Raw genomic sequence first — 15,386 nt, forward strand, 5'->3', positions numbered from 1 at the left:
GTGCAATGGTTGAAGTTGTTGTCTTTCGGGCCTTCTATGAACACGCGCTCTTTTTTGCAGGACTTGGATCCTCGTTCAAAACTTATCTTTACAGCGACATATTTATCTTTGGTTACCATTTCAAATGATCTAGCCAGCATGGTTTTCTATGCAATCGTTGGATTGTTGTTGGTTCTCGCCTCCCGATTGCCGCTAGCTTATTTTTGGAACGGCCTGCAGAGTTTGCTCCCCCTTCTGCTCACGCTGTTTTGTTTCCACATGCTGTTAGGCGATCTTAAAAATGCAATTCTCCTGCCTTGCAAGCTCATTTTTTTTATCACAACGGCTATAGTGCTCAGTGCAACGACCCCCCAGACCAAGCTGGCAGACGGTCTAGAGGCCATCCTACGCCCCCTTACTATCCTTCGATTTCCGGTTCAGAATTTCGTATTTATGATCTCGGTGGCCTTCCGGTTTATTCCTCTCTTTATTGATGAAGCCGACTCCATGTTGAAATCGCAAAAAGTGAAACACGCGCGTTATAAAGGCGAAGGCCTTCGAACCACATTACAATCTCTTCTTCAGCTTCTCGTTGCTCTGTTCGTTGCCGTGCTTCGCCGTGCGAACCAACTGGCTCTCGCGATGGACGCTCGTTGTTACTTACCGGGTAATAAAATCCGGGCACGCCGTTTACAGTTTAGTTGGCGTGATAGGGTGACGATTTTTTCTGCGCTGGCTCTGCTTCTGATCCATGTGCTGTTGAAAGGAGAAGTTTTTGAACGATGAATCCCATGAAAAATTACTGGTTAAAGCCTGTATGTGCAGAAGTTTCAGAGATTCACACCCGTTTTGGAGCGGCCCAATTTGCCACAAGAAAAATGATTACGGTCGCTTTTCTTGCCGTGCTATCCGCCATCTTTCAATCCATGGGAGGGTTATTGCCAGGGATAGGCTACTTGATTAGTCCCCTCGCCACAGCCCCCATTGTGTTATGTACGATCCTTTCCGTCGGTTCCGGTCTTGTCGCTTATTCGCTCACGATTGTACTTCTCTTTTTTATTCAACCAAGCGAACTGATCGTTTTTCCTTTCACGACAGGCTTATTGGGGCTTGGGATTGGCGGTTCGCTGTTATATTTGAAAATACGTTTGCCGGCCGTGATTACCGGGGCGTTTTCTTTGTGGGCGGGAATCCTTTTGTTGCTATACGTTTTTCGATTTCCTGTTCTGAGCCCGGCAGTTTCATCTACATTTAGCCTGAGTACGATCGTCATCATTTATGTGTTCTCGCTTTTCTACAGCTGGCTTTGGGTAGAAATAAGCAGGTATTTCATTAAGAAAATAAGTAAAGGGATTACTTGAATAAGACTAGGCAATCCATGCTATCAGCGCCCACTAACCTCTTTCTTCTACCACCCGAAAATAATGCCCATCCGAATCATAAAAGGTAAAATAGCCGAATTCATTAGTAAATACGGGTTCTTTATCAATATGGGCGTCTGCTTGTTTGATCCGTTCATGCAAAGCAAGCAAATCATTCGTTAACATTTCAACCATCGTTACATGCCTCATGCTGTTAGTGATCCAGAATGAACGAGGAAATACGAACTTCAATTGTGTGACATCTTCCGGCTTGGTTTCCATCAAAAATATGCTTGGACCGTTTCCATTTTTCAATGAGACATGTGCCTCTCCAAATGAATAATCTGCCGAATTCAATTCATAGCCCAACACGTTGCAATAAAAATCTACCGACTTTTTCAAATCCGCGACTGGAAATCTCAAGCAGCAGTAACCAATCACATCCGCATGATTCGTTTTTTTGCTCAACATGTTTACCTCTCCTTCTTTTTTGACCGCCCGCTCATGGCCTGCGACAAATATAGTAATGTCAGCTTAATTGCTTGTGAATGTGCCAAGTTCATCAAATTATCTCCATTGTCAATTTTTTTTGAACCGAGCCTTTTTCAATTTAAAAAAATAAAACGGCCATACGATTGAGCTTCGCCGTTTTACTCTCTATGCCTTTTATTAATTGGCTTGATTCAAACTAACAGGTCCTAGACTACCATAAGACCCTTGGAATTGTCCTTTGAGGACATAAGTTCCTGCGCTAAGATATCCTACTGAATACTCGACAGGACTTGTAGAGGTTGGCCCAATATTCACGGTGGTCGAGAAGACTTTATTAAGTTGACCGGAGGGACCTTTAGCATAAAGCGATAGCTCAACGGTTTCATTCGTAGTGCTCCATAGGCCAACACTTAATTTATGTTGAGCTGGTTGGCTAACTGTCAAATCATGAGATGTTGCAGTATAGGCAGCAAATGCACTAGTAGAGAAAGAGAAGCACGCTAATAATAAAATCAGTACTACTTTTTTCATTCATTCACCTCCCTTCTTTCCTTCTTGATATAGAACGTCAGTAGAGAAAATATACGTAATGGTTAGATAAAAAAGTAATATTTTAACTATTATATCAAAATAAAGATTATATGCATATATATTAAAATTATGAACAAAAAACGTTTGGCATTGGTGGTACGGTTGATATATTGCAAAAAAAGCACCAACTCCATCTGCAGTGCAGATGAACTGGTACTTCTAAATTTTAGGTGTTCGATTCTGCATTACCATAAATACCCTGTTTGCTTTTAGGTCTGAAAAGGAACCAAGGTAGCCGTGTTCGCAACTCCAATCATCGTTATGATCAATGTATTCACCATTGCACCGAGCCAAATGTTTCCTGTCAATTTGTATAGGCTTCGACTAATCATTGCCGCTGCAAATAATAAGAAAATAAAGGGAAGTAAAACCATGGGATAAAGTCTCGTCTCTTGCCAGAATGAGTTGCCCGTCATAAATAAAACAGCATACTGGATTCCATTGATCATCATGATTCCAAGCACGTTTCCGAATCCAGCGACAATCATGTTTACTTTTTCAGACTTGATATTACTGAAACTCAATTTGTTTATAAACAAGGAGTTCGTTAGATAGAAAATAAAGAAGAATGGTAGATAGTTCATCCATACCATTAACTTATCTGAATGGAATGTAAGTACCCCCAGTATCCATAATTTAAAATTAGCATTTAAGATGTATTCTGCCAAAAATACAACAGCAAAGAAAATTCCAAAGATACATAGAGCAAAAATAAAGGTCTTCATCAAGTTTTTCAGACTGATTTTTAATCCTAGATGATGAATAGAAAGCTCAGCGCTATTTCTTTTTTCCAGTCTGTATTTCCATATAAATAGCGCCAATCCAACAAGACTATTAAAGATCGCCCAAATCATAATATAGTTTGTAATCGGCTGCGGAAACCATTTTACAGACATGAAATTGGACGTGCTCTTAAAAATAAACCGATCTAGTTTTAAGGCAACAATTACTCCAACTGCAGAAAACAGCCAACTAAGCATCCAGCTCATCCAAAAAAGTCTGGTTTTCTTATTACTTTTTCCCGTTGGCATCGTACTGGTTAACGAATTCTTTTGTTCTTTTGTTAATTTTAACTGCCGAAAGTACGGAATTTCTAATAAGTAATAGGATACCGGGTAAATCAATAGAAAGATACCCAATAATCCGATAAAACTAAAAAGCTCTTTCCAGATCCATAGCTGATCGGTATTTTTTATTTTTGTCGAGAGCCCAAACGAATGATTGAAAAAATCGACCGTTTCAGCAACTGTCTTTTGGGAAAAATGTGCCCATTCATGCGTTTGCTTTGGATTGTGAACTACTCTCAACGTTTGGCTTTCTGCATCTCCATAATATTTACCTACAGCAAAGCTTGACTGCTGTTCATCTTCTGGAAAAATCGAGTTAATTGCGACTAAGCCCTCAAGGGCATTATTTGATAGATCACCGTTTCCTTGGGACAAATCATAATTCCCCTCATCAAATTGACCATAAATAATTCCTAAGTTAGCGTGAATTTGGCTAAAAACTTCTTTACTTGATAAACGGATATTTCCTATTGGCAGTCCTGCTGATACTTTATTTAAAGAATTTGCATATTCCAGTTCACGATCCGTAATTTCTTCTCCGCCTTCTGAATCCGGAGTCTTCGCTTTTTCTATTGCAGTATAATACTGTGATCCATAATACATTAACGTCATCCATGTTGACATCCCCCCCATAGAATGTCCCATAACACCGATCTGGTTGTTATCAATGTATTCTAGATTATGGTAGGCAAATTCCACTAGAGGTATCATTCCCTCCCCATTTGCAACAACTGCCTCCATTACCGGTTCACTCGCCGAGCTTGATTTTCCATGATAGTATGCATCGAATGTCATGACGGCAATTCCTCTTCGTGATAATTCAATGGCATTTACATTTTGCATATGTTTATTGTTTAGATAACCATGCTCGGTAATAACCAAAGGAACCTTGTTCTCTGCGCTCGATTGTTTAGGTTTATATATTTGTCCAGACAACCACTGTCCATTTTCAGTTGGAACCTTAAAATTAATGATTTCCGTCTTTCCAAAGGAAGTTTGCAAAAAACCAGATAAACAAACGCTTACAATAATCATAACAACAGACACAACAAATAACCTTCGTGTGCTCTTCTTCTCCATAAAACTCCTCCTCAAAATAAAAACAATATAGTTTCCTGTGTAAACTATATTGTTTTTATACTACACATTATGGATGAAAGCAATATAGAATATATCCTTTGTTGAATTTATTTTTTTTGATATAATTTTAAGAATTAAATGAACAGGAAAAGAGTGATGTCGATGTCACTGGAATGGATGGGGAAAAATAGATTATTTGTTGAAAGGCTTGTGAAATTTGGTAATGCCTATGCGCACTCATACAAAAAAGAGTATCGCTATAATACTCCTTTTTTGTTTTCGGCTGCTCAAATTCAAGTACTAGAATATATATTGGAAAATGAAGATAAAAACCACAACATGCTTGAAATTTCGAATCGGCTGGGAATATCTAAGAGCGCATTCTCGAAAAATGTTACAAAAATGGTGGAGAAAGGGTTTCTCGAAAAATACCATACCTCTGATAATAAGAAAAACATTATTATTAAGGCTACCCAAACAGGCAAAGAAGTATATGATCAATACGTACAATACGCTTATGAAAAATCCTTCAAGAAAATCTTTTCCCTGCTAGATGAAATCCCGGAGCAGTATATTCAGAAAATGGAAGCTATCTTAGATATCGCAGCTACGGCTACATCAGAAAAAACAAAGCAAAAGAAAGAGGTTAAACTCATTCGAATAGAGTAATAAGCGAAAACTTGGGATACAGCATTTTAATTAATTGAAAGACATAGAAGTCAGCCTTTATTGGCTGACTTTTTTAATGAATGCTATAGCATTCACTGTTTTTAAATTGATATAACATGTGTTCCAAGTACAAATGACCATTCCCGCCATTCTCACTGGAATGGTTTGTAACGTACTGCATATTATCGGCATCGTCTCATGGTAAATAAAAAAGAGATCCCCGCCTTCGCGGAAATCTCCAATGTTTTTGAAATGATCATTCATTATTTATTTAATGTTTCTAAACGAGTTCAACTTCCTCAAGAACACTTACTATACCCGCAATTCCCGCAAGTCTTGCATCCCTCGATGTTAATCAAGGATGCTCCACCACAGGATGGGCACAGATCCAGCGACATCGAGCTGCCGCCTGCGTGCGAGCCGTGTCCGCCATACCCAGCAGATGCAGTCGCCCCAGACTCGCCTGCATCGACAGGCGCCATCGTGGCTGCGACCGGTGCCGGATCATGGTCATGATCCGCCCCGGCGTTGTTGGCCACGTGCGTTTCGAGCGCCTTCGCCACGGCGTCGGCGATGGATTCCACGCGGTTCGCGCCGAAGCCGATCGCGCCGGTGCCGCCGATGCCTTTGAGGTGCTTGATCAGCAGCTCCACCTTGTTGCCATGGTCCCCGTAACGCAGGAACAAGGAGCAGACGCGGCCCAAGGCTTCCGCCATCGCGAATACATCGGATCCGGCCTTGCCGACGTTCAGGAAGATTTCGCTTGGAATGCCGTCCAGATCGTTGATCGTAATGTACGCCATGCCAAACGGCGTGTTCATTTTATAGGTTGCGCCGCGCAGCACTTGCGGACGCTTCTTGTATTGTTTATCCAGCCCGCTCTTGCTCGGTGAGGCTGTCACGGCCACGCTTGCAGCAGCAGGCTCCACGCTCGCCGCATCCTCTGCGGCTTGGCCTACCGCGCTTTGTTCCAGCGCTGTTTCCGCAGTAGAAGCTGTTGTCGTTTCGGCGGCCTTATCTTCTTTTTTCTCCGTCTGCAGCACCTGCACGTCGCGGCTGCCGTCGCGGTAGATCGTTACGCCTTTGCATCCGAGGTCGAATGCCAGTTCATACAGGCGCTTTGTATCTTCAACCGTGAAATCCGACGGGCAGTTGGCCGTCTTCGAGATCGAGCTGTCGACCCAGCGCTGAATCGCCGCCTGCACGCGGATGTGGTCCTCGGCGGAGAGACTCATTGCCGTGACGTAATAATCCGGAAGCTCTTCGCCCGGATGGCTGTCCAACCAATCCTGCGCAATGGGCACGAACTGCTCATCGAAGCCAAGACGGCTCTGACGGAAGTATTTGAAGGCGAAATACGGCTCGATGCCCGTCGACGTTCCGACCATGGTTCCCGTACTGCCTGTCGGCGCCTGGGTAATGACGGTAACGTTGCGCGCGCCTTTTTCACGAACCGCTTCAGCAACTTCAGGATACACTTCGGCCATATTTTTCATGAAGCCGCTTTGCAGGTACAGTTCGGCATCGAATGCTTGGAACGAACCTTTCTCCTCGGCAATATCCGCAGAAGCAAGATACGCTTCGCGAGCGATGAAGCCATACAGCTTATCCAGGAACTCCAGCGATTCCGGGCTGCCGTAACGGATGTTCAGCTTGATCATCAGCTCGGCCAGACCCATCGTTCCGAGACCCACGCGGCGCTCTTTTTTCTGGTTCAATTCGTTTTCTTCAAAATGGTACGGCGTCCGGTCAATGACATTATCCAGGAAACGCACAGAGTAACGCGTCGTTGTCGCCAGCTCATCCCAGGCAACGTCATGATTCGCTTCATCATAGAACTTCGACAGGTTCATCGCGGACAGATTACATACGCCCCAGCCTGGAAGTCCCTGCTCACCGCAAGGGTTCGTGCAGATAATTGGATTGAAATACCAGCTGTTGGACATCTGGTTATAGTATTCCATGAATACGACGCCAGGCTCTGCCGATTTCCATGCGGATTCGATAATCGTGTGCCAGACCTTGCGTGCTTTTACGGTTTTATATGGAATGATACTGTGTCCGGCTTTCTTCCATTTATCCAGATCCCCGTCCCACAGCTCATCATAATCAGGATCAGTAGTATCCGGGAACACCAACTCCCAGTCCAGATCTTCCTTCACAGCCTTCATGAAATCATTGCTGACGCATACCGACAGGTTGGCATTCGTAACTTGTCCCATCGTCTGCTTCACGGTAATGAAATCCTCCACGTCCGGATGCCAATCGTTAATCATCAGCATGAGCGCACCCCGGCGGCTTCCGCCCTGCTCGATCAATCCCGTCGTATAACTGAACAATCCGCCCCATGATACCGCACCGCTGGAAGAACCGTTCACGCCTCTTACGATCGCGCGCCGTGGACGCAGAGAAGACAAGTTAATGCCGACACCGCCACCACGCGCCATGATCTCGGTCATCTCGCTCAGGGTTTCCATGATACCGCCCCGGCTGTCCTTTGGTGAAGGAATCACGTAACAGTTGAACAGCGTCAATTCATCGCTCGCACCCGCTCCAGCTGCAATCCGTCCGCCCGGTACCAGCTTCCAATCATCCAGAATCTCGCGGAACTTTCCGCGCCACTCCTCCTGCAGTTCCGGCGTTGCCTCAACCGATGACATGGCAGCCGCGAGTCGATCCCACATTTCTTCCGGCGTTTTCTCGATAGTTAACGTCAGTTTCTCCACATCCGATTCCACAAGCTCGCCCTTCCGTGTCTTCACCGTGACCTTGCGGCCTTCGCGGTTCACGATTTCGCCAACTTCCTTGGTCGGAAATTTAGGATCATCCTTCGTCAAAACGAGCACCACATCGCCTACCTTCGCGTTGTTGGTGTCCGCATCCTTCCAAGCATACCGGTCCAAAAAGATCTTCTCGCTTAAACCTTCCAGCCGCTGATTCTGCATCGTACTCAAGAGCAACTACCTCCTATATAAGATATAAAATTAAAAAGTTCCGCAGTCATGCGCTCACCAACAACATAACCTGTTATGTAGCCGGTCAAACATTCTAAACCACTATATACACCATATATAGTGCTATCAATTCATTATACTACACTATATATAGGTTAACTATGCCGATAATGTGAAAATTAAGCCAACAGATCCAAGCTCCCACTCGCAAGCTTCCGCTTTCTTCCTCTCGCTCTCTTTTTCGCCCTTCCCTATGAAAAAAAAGATGAAAATATCCAATTCCAGCAGCCGTGCGCCCTATAGGGTATTCCACGCCTCCCGAATTCGTGCAAGGTTATGAAGACTTCTTTTTTCGTCCATACTACATATACACCGCTGGCCCGGAATCTTTCACAACAGGAGGAGATCGACATGAACCATCAGCCATCTGCCGAATCAGGCATGATTACCGACCCGCGCCTTCCCGTTCCACTGCAGATCGACCGTTCCTGGTTTGACGATCTCGCCGGTCGACTGGAGAAGGGTGGACCTTGGGGTGACTATCGTCTGGCCCAGCTTGCCGTTGAAGGCGAGAAATCCCGCTTGGTTACAAGCTTTGAAGAATTACAATGCCTCAAGCACCTTGGCGGCTTATCCCCGCTCCCCCATCAGACCGATACCGCAAGACGCGTATTGTTCGAGATGTCAGGCAGAGCAATTCTGGCCGATGAGGTGGGACTAGGAAAGACGATTGAAGCCGGCCTTATTTTAAAAGAATACATCGTGCGCGGCCTGGTATCCAAAGTGTTGATTCTCGTTCCGGCTTCCCTTGTGCTGCAATGGGTTCGCGAGCTGAACTCCAAGTTCGGCATTCCCGCGATTGCGCAGAAAAAAGCGTACTCCTGGGGCAATGATATCGTCGTTGCCTCCATGGACACGGCCAAACGCGATCCGCATCAGGAGATTCTGTTGAACGAGGAATACGACATGCTCATTATCGATGAAGCGCACAAGCTCAAGAACAAGAAAACATCCAATTATCAATTCATTCAAAAGCTGCGCAAAAAATACTGCCTCTTGCTGACGGCCACGCCGGTGCAGAACGATCTCAGCGAGCTCTTCAATCTGATCACCCTCCTGAAGCCGGGCCAGCTCGGTGGCCAGGGGCAGTTTGCCGCTAATTTTGTTGTCGATAAACGAAGACCCAAGAACCAGGATCAGCTCAAGGATGAGCTGTCCAAGGTCATGATCCGTAACCGCCGCGGCGAGGGCGAAGTGAAATTCACCAAGCGATCCGTCCGCAATGTAGGGCTTAGCCTTTCGCCCGAAGAACAGTCATTATACGACGGCGTTACGTCCTTCGTCAAAGATCAGTATCAGGCAGCAGGGGGAAATTTAAGCAGTATGCTGTCCCTCGTTACCCTCCAGCGTGAAGTGTGCAGCAGCCGCGATGCCGTCTTCGTGACTCTTGTTAATCTGTCCAAGAAGCTGCCCGAGGACTCTCCGCTGCGCGATAAAATCTGGGAGCTCGTCTATCTCATCAAGGCCATCAAAGCCAACACCAAGGCGGAAAAAACCATCGAGCTGATCAAGCAAATGAACGAGAAGGTCATTGTATTTACGGAATACCGCGCCACGCAGGAATACTTGCTCAATTATTTCCGCGACCACGGACTGATTTCCGTACCTTACCGAGGCGGAATGAACCGCGGCAAGAAGGACTGGATGATGGATCTCTTCCGCGGCAAGGCGCAGGTCATGATCGCGACCGAAGCCGGCGGCGAAGGCATCAATCTGCAATTCTGTCACCATATGATCAACTTTGATCTGCCCTGGAATCCCATGCGGGTTGAGCAGCGGATCGGACGCGTGCATCGTCTCGGCCAAACCAATGACGTGAAGATCTACAACCTATCCACTTCGGGAACCATCGAAGAGCACATCCTGAACCTGCTGCACGAGAAGATCAACATGTTCGAGATGGTCATCGGCGGACTGGATGTCATTCTGGAGCGGTTCGAGAAGAAGGAATCCATCGAGAAGAGCCTGTACAAAATCATGCTGGAGTCCGGCAACGATGATGAAATCCGCCAGCGCATCAGCACATTGGGCGACTCGATTCACCATATTAAACAGGATATCGAGCAGGGAAGCACCGTCGAAGAAAATCTAAGAGAGGAAGAAGCCTAATATGACCATGACGCCGCAGGAGGTGCAGCAGCACTTCATGGCCTATTTGGAAGCCACCGAATGCACCGTCATTGAAAAATCGCCTGAGCATGTCACCGTGAAACTGTCGCCGCAAGCCGACAAAATGCTCACCAACCGCCCGTATTACTGGGGCTTCGTGGAACGTACCGGCGCTCCCGCCGAAACGTTGTCGTTCAATTTCGTGTTTGATCCCGAAAAATACGACGAACGGCTTGCAAAGACCCAAGAAGCCGAAACCAAGGCGCAACTCGCTGCACCGGCACAGGATCCGCTTCTGGCCCGTTTTTACGGGAATGCTCCGGTTCTGCCTATCCTTGGTCCCGGCCGCATTCAGCGGGAGAACATTGGCTACGGCAGCAGCCGGCTCGCCCAAATCTGGAATGCTTCCCGAGAGGAGGGCAAATGCGTCTATCTGTTCCAGCAGCGCGATACCGAGCCGCGTCCGAGAGCCCGTTCCACTCCATATGAGCAGTGGCTGGGCGTCTGCTTCAAGGTGGAGTTCAGCTGTGATCTGAAGCGGGAGGAATTGTTTTTTCTCGGAATCTCACTATCTAGCCGTGCGATTGCCCAAGACTTCCCGGCGACCCTGAATGGACGCGAACTAACCCCCCGCTTGCCGGAGAGCGTTCACGTACGACCGGCGGCTCTGACGCTCGAGCAGGCCGTAGATGCGCTGGAGAATCATCTTATCGACAAAATAAGCAAGCTCGACTATGACTGGGCCACCAAAGCAAGAGAACGTCTTGAAGAAGAACTGTTGGTGATCGACAGCTATTACGAGGACCTGCTCAAGGAGCAGGACGAAGAGAAAAAAGCGCTCATCGAGGAGCAATATAAAAACCGCCGGTCCGAAATGCAGTGGCAGTACGAGCCGAAAGTGAGCTTGTCCGTCATAACCTGCGGTCTATTTCATCTGTGTTCGCCTGTGGGTGCGTCATCATGACGCCCCTCTACAAAAGCAGGCAAAAAAAGAACCATTCTCCCTTCTCCTACCGCGACAGCTTGCAACAGCCTTTGCAGAGCTTGTCCGATATGATGATTCCAACACATCCACGGCGCGTAGGGCCAAGGAAAGGCGGTTAATGATTTGAAAAGGTGGAACATGAAACTTCATGACCATAATGACAAGGATTGCAAGAATCCCCAGCCAAAATCACCCGATAACAACCAGACCAGCCGATATCGAATATTGTCTGTCTCTATGATCGTAACAACTATCCTGTGGTTCAACACGGTCCAGCCGCAAGCAAGCATGGCTGCCGCTAGCCAAGCCGACGTTTCCATTTCTGCGAACAGCCTTAATCTGACAGACACTCAGCTTACAGCGGATCTTCATATATTAGGCGTTTCAGGTGTTAATCAGAACAACGCCGTGGCTCAGGTGCCCGGGAGTTTGATGGACTTTGCTGAGGAGACTGTCGCTCAATTATCGGCCCATGCGCCATTTACGACCTGGGATGAAGCCAAGCTCGAATTCACCCCGCTCGGTCCGGGCACGCACGGCTGGTTGGTCACGATTTCCGCTGAAGGGCTGCCGCAAGGATACATGATTATCAGTGCAGAAGAAGACGGTGGATATATCCTGAGTGAATACGGGATCGGCTCGACTCTTCCCTACAGCCAAGCGCCGCTGAACGAGCGGCTCACTGCGGAAGGACTTGTAAAGGCCGGAGGATCATTGCCTCAAGGAAGCATCGTACGCAAGCTGTATGACGTGTCCCCCGTCTGGCAGGTCCAGCTGCCCGGCAAGAAGCCAATCTATTTTAGTGCACTGAATAGTGAAGCTCTGCCGGAGGAGCCCCAGCAGACGTATCCAACAACTAAGCCGGTATCCGTATCTCTGCCTGACGCAGCCAAAGGACTCGTGGCTTCATCCACGTCCAATCATTGGTATGCCGGAACGCCCTCCATCGCAACCGGCGACTCCATTGATCCTTACGATAATCTGCTGTGGCTAACCACTGGCAATCTAAGGGCCCGAAGCAGCGCCGATCTGCGGAATTTACTGCAGGAGCACTCCACCCTGATATTCAAGTCTAAAAAAGAAAATGCCGCTTACGGCGCACCTTTTAACTTAACCGGCTGGCATCGCTGGTCCTCGGCGAATCAGGAGAACCCGGCTGCGCTTTATGTTTCGGTTCCTTTGCGGAATACAGAGACCCTCCGTTTCCTGCCGGCATCCCGGTTAATCGGACAAGGTCAATTTTATGCTCAGCCGAATTAAAACGGGTTAGCAATCCTCCCTCATCCATGCAATAGGCCATAACTGACTAAAGGACGCGGCCCTTTAACGGGCAGCGTCCTTTATATTTTCAAAACGGTTTATAGTTGTGCACTTAGCACTCAAAAGGTCTACGCCATCGAGAAGCATAAGCCTGAAATCGTTCGTATAGGGAGCAACGCACACGATGTACAAAACGCGACTTTATAAATGAACATGCACTAGCTTTTACTTTTGCCTTTTTCTGCGTTTGGTGGTTACATCCTCTTTCCATAGCGACATCGAGAACGGTATCATGCCGAACCACCTTGTGGTCCAGGATTCCTTCACCTTCGCCTTGCGTCGAACGTCCTTGGGCGTATCTATATAATGAACCACGCGCTCGGTAATGTACTTGATCAAATCATCGCCGCTAGCCATATGAATCAACTCCTTATGGTTTATCCACATCCCAGTATCAGTTTGCTCCATTTCGATCGATTCTAGACGCACGTATTTGAACGGCATGATTTTTCCGCTATATGCACATTCTAATAAAGCAGAAATTTACGTGAAAGAAGGAATCCATCATGGTTAAGGCAGCAGGGGTGTGGATGCTTCTCTTTACGCTGGCATTCCCGGGTTCTGTCACCGAAGCCTGTCCAGTGAAGAAGCATGCCATGACGCATCCCCCAAGAACCGTTCATCAGACATCGATACAGACAGATGGTCTTACGTCCGAAACGCCGGAATCCACCCACTCCTCGGGTCAGAAAATCGACCAATCCAAGCTCCGGCACCTGCACCCTTTTGCACATGATGTCATTCTGATCGATGTGGGCCATGGCGGCATTGACGGCGGTACATCGTATGGGGACATTCTCGAAAAAGATATCAACCTGGCCATTTCACGCAGACTGTTCATGCTGCTTCGCAAGGAGGGCTATCCTGCCGTGCTGAATCGCGATGCCGATTACGCCCTTAGCGACGACAACCGATGGCATCGAAGCTCCTCCAGACATCGTCGGGATTTGTCGCAGCGTAAACAGCTCAGCAGCGAAATCCCGACCAAGCTGGTGGTCAGTGTTCATGTGAATTGGGGAAAGAATTCCACCCGACGTGGGGGAATCGTGCTCCACCAATCTGAGGGTCGCAGCACCTTGCTTGCGGAAACCATTCAAGAACAATTGAATCTGGTTTATCGAAGCAACAATGGCATCATGATAGGCAAGCCGTATTATCTGCTCAATCAAACCCAAGTACCCGCCGTCATCGTTGAAACGGGTTTCCTCAGCAACATGGAGGACCGGAACTTATTGACCAGCCGTAATGGTCAAATGCAGATAGCCGAGGCCATTGCCGACGGGATTATCAGTTATTTAACGGCCCTGTAGGTTGGGGCTGTTTTTTGTTTTCATCCTACCCGGCTCAGTAGCCAACACGATTCGGAACGGAAATCAACTGATCGAGGCCACAATGAAATCGGGCGTATTGTGGATCGACTTCGCAGCACCGTAACTTCCGCACAGCGCGTCAGCGACAACATTGGCGAGATAATTCACAGCATGCCCAGCATGCCACCAGCCGCCTCAACAAAAGTACAGCCTTCCATACAGGGATCGGAATCACCGGGTCCTTGTCTGGAAGGCTATTGATTTTTTATGACTATACAAGATGTGGACTGACGTCGGATAACCTTATACCACCAGTTACTCAGAACATGTCAAAAAATCGCCATCAGTTGCTATTCCACTAATACGCAGGCAGCGGATTCGGCCGCCAGCTTGATCGTTCCCTAACCAGATCGCTGATACCTACAAACTCCACCCTCGTCTGCAGTTTAGGAATGCTTCCTTTTAGCGCTTCTGCCGTGCGGATTCCATACGCGCCAACATGGCCTATTGCAATGCAGGAAGTTCTCTCTTCCGCATGCTGCGCTGCGGTCTGCAGCTGCTTGCTCACGTGCTGAACGGTATGAACGTTATCCAGGAAGATATCGTTGGCGATGGATGGCATCCCTTTCTCCGCTGCCAGTTTGCCAACCACGCTGTAGTAATTCGTCTTGCTGTCGATAAAGAACAGCCCTCTCTCCTTGCATACGTCGAGTACGATGGACATGACTCGTTCATCCCCGGTAACCTTGGAGCCCATATGATTATTAATCCCTACAGCATAAGGAATTGAATCAATGGCCTCTTCCAAGCGTTTACGAATTTCCTCATCGGTAAGCGAGCTTAAGATGGCACCCGGTCCAAGCCAGGAAGCTCGCCCCTGCTTAGGCTCCATGGGCATATGGATAATGACGTCATGGCCTTTCCGATGCGCGGCTTCGGCGTCCTTCACGCTTGTCGGCAAAAAAGGCATGACAGCGACCGTGATTTTGACAGGCAGACTGAGCATTTCCTGAGTTCCTTTCTGATTATTGCCAAAATCATCGATGATGACGGCTAGCTTATTCGTTTTCTTTTCCTGGCCGGGCCTGTTGCGACCGGATTCTTCGTGCACTTGGTTTGGCTCCTGACGTGACAGATCAGTCCAATCAACCATCCCTGCCCCATAGCCGATCTGTGGCCCATTCACGATCCCCCATGCCATACACAGCAGGATCACCGAATTTTTATATACCTTCCGCATCTTGACGCCCCTTTCCACTCCTATTCATACATACCTAACCGTATTGTTTGAGAAAAGTGAATCAAATATGTAAGTCAGAAAGTAAATGTTGCCGGTTTGCCGTCCAAATCTCAACACAAAAAAGCTCGTAAACTGCTAAAAAGCAAGTTTACGAGCTTCTTCATAAGGA

The 15,386-nt window shown here is 47.4% G+C and carries 13 protein-coding genes; 7 read left to right on the forward strand and 6 right to left on the reverse strand.

Translation table 11 applies throughout. The features are described from left to right. Positions 1-765, forward strand: a complete 765-nt coding sequence (locus tag ABEW73_RS01505) for an energy-coupling factor transporter transmembrane component T family protein (RefSeq protein WP_430172418.1) — start codon at positions 1-3, stop codon at positions 763-765. After that, the gene (locus ABEW73_RS01510; protein ID WP_430172417.1) at positions 762-1,340 is read left to right on the forward strand and encodes a hypothetical protein; all 579 of its coding nucleotides are present in this window, start codon (positions 762-764) and stop codon (positions 1,338-1,340) included. The genes ABEW73_RS01505 and ABEW73_RS01510 overlap by 4 nt, the downstream gene beginning before the upstream one ends. A gap of 33 nt (positions 1,341-1,373) precedes the next feature. Here ABEW73_RS01510 and ABEW73_RS01515 read toward each other — a convergent pair whose 3' ends face one another. From ABEW73_RS01515 to ABEW73_RS01525, 3 genes are all read right to left on the reverse strand, one after another. Then, positions 1,374-1,811, reverse strand: coding sequence for a VOC family protein (locus ABEW73_RS01515; protein ID WP_430172415.1), 438 nt, complete (start codon positions 1,809-1,811; stop codon positions 1,374-1,376). 198 nt (positions 1,812-2,009) lie between these two features. Next, positions 2,010-2,363 (reverse strand): hypothetical protein, encoded by a 354-nt coding sequence (locus ABEW73_RS01520; RefSeq protein WP_430172413.1) that lies wholly within the window; start codon positions 2,361-2,363, stop codon positions 2,010-2,012. Between the two features lie 269 nt (positions 2,364-2,632). Next, the gene (locus tag ABEW73_RS01525) at positions 2,633-4,570 is read right to left on the reverse strand and encodes an alpha/beta hydrolase family protein (RefSeq protein ID WP_430172411.1); all 1,938 of its coding nucleotides are present in this window, start codon (positions 4,568-4,570) and stop codon (positions 2,633-2,635) included. Between the two features lie 162 nt (positions 4,571-4,732). Here ABEW73_RS01525 and ABEW73_RS01530 point away from each other — a divergent pair, with 162 nt between their 5' ends. Continuing rightward, positions 4,733-5,239 (forward strand): MarR family winged helix-turn-helix transcriptional regulator, encoded by a 507-nt coding sequence (locus ABEW73_RS01530; protein WP_430172410.1) that lies wholly within the window; start codon positions 4,733-4,735, stop codon positions 5,237-5,239. 299 nt (positions 5,240-5,538) lie between these two features. Here ABEW73_RS01530 and ABEW73_RS01535 read toward each other — a convergent pair whose 3' ends face one another. Beyond that, on the reverse strand, positions 5,539-8,184 hold the full coding sequence (locus ABEW73_RS01535) for an adenosylcobalamin-dependent ribonucleoside-diphosphate reductase (RefSeq protein ID WP_430172924.1): 2,646 nt from the start codon (positions 8,182-8,184) through the stop codon (positions 5,539-5,541). A gap of 420 nt (positions 8,185-8,604) precedes the next feature. Between ABEW73_RS01535 and ABEW73_RS01540 the strand changes: the two genes are divergently transcribed. The 3 genes from ABEW73_RS01540 (at position 8,605) to ABEW73_RS01550 (ending at position 12,607) form a co-directional block, all read left to right on the forward strand. Continuing rightward, on the forward strand, positions 8,605-10,362 hold the full coding sequence (locus ABEW73_RS01540) for a DEAD/DEAH box helicase (RefSeq protein ID WP_430172408.1): 1,758 nt from the start codon (positions 8,605-8,607) through the stop codon (positions 10,360-10,362). Between the two features lies 1 nt (position 10,363). After that, the gene (locus tag ABEW73_RS01545; RefSeq protein WP_430172407.1) at positions 10,364-11,326 is read left to right on the forward strand and encodes a YqhG family protein; all 963 of its coding nucleotides are present in this window, start codon (positions 10,364-10,366) and stop codon (positions 11,324-11,326) included. 144 nt (positions 11,327-11,470) lie between these two features. Next, entirely contained in the window at positions 11,471-12,607 is a 1,137-nt protein-coding gene (locus ABEW73_RS01550; protein WP_430172405.1) for a hypothetical protein, read from the forward strand. Positions 12,608-12,832: 225 nt separating this feature from the next. Here ABEW73_RS01550 and ABEW73_RS01555 read toward each other — a convergent pair whose 3' ends face one another. Next, positions 12,833-13,024, reverse strand: coding sequence for a YqzE family protein (locus ABEW73_RS01555; RefSeq protein ID WP_430172402.1), 192 nt, complete (start codon positions 13,022-13,024; stop codon positions 12,833-12,835). Between the two features lie 149 nt (positions 13,025-13,173). Here ABEW73_RS01555 and ABEW73_RS01560 point away from each other — a divergent pair, with 149 nt between their 5' ends. After that, a complete protein-coding gene (locus tag ABEW73_RS01560) occupies positions 13,174-13,977 on the forward strand; it encodes an N-acetylmuramoyl-L-alanine amidase (RefSeq protein ID WP_430172400.1) in 804 nt (267 codons plus the stop codon). 358 nt (positions 13,978-14,335) lie between these two features. On the opposite strand, the gene ABEW73_RS01565 is transcribed toward ABEW73_RS01560, so the two are convergent. Then, complete coding sequence (locus ABEW73_RS01565) at positions 14,336-15,217, reverse strand: divergent polysaccharide deacetylase family protein (protein WP_430172398.1); 882 nt, start codon at positions 15,215-15,217, stop codon at positions 14,336-14,338. Positions 15,218-15,386: the final 169 nt, after the last annotated feature.

The sequence above is a fragment of the Paenibacillus lautus genome (assembly GCF_050482385.1).
Classification (GTDB): Bacteria; Bacillota; Bacilli; order Paenibacillales; family Paenibacillaceae; genus Paenibacillus_AQ; species Paenibacillus_AQ lautus_B.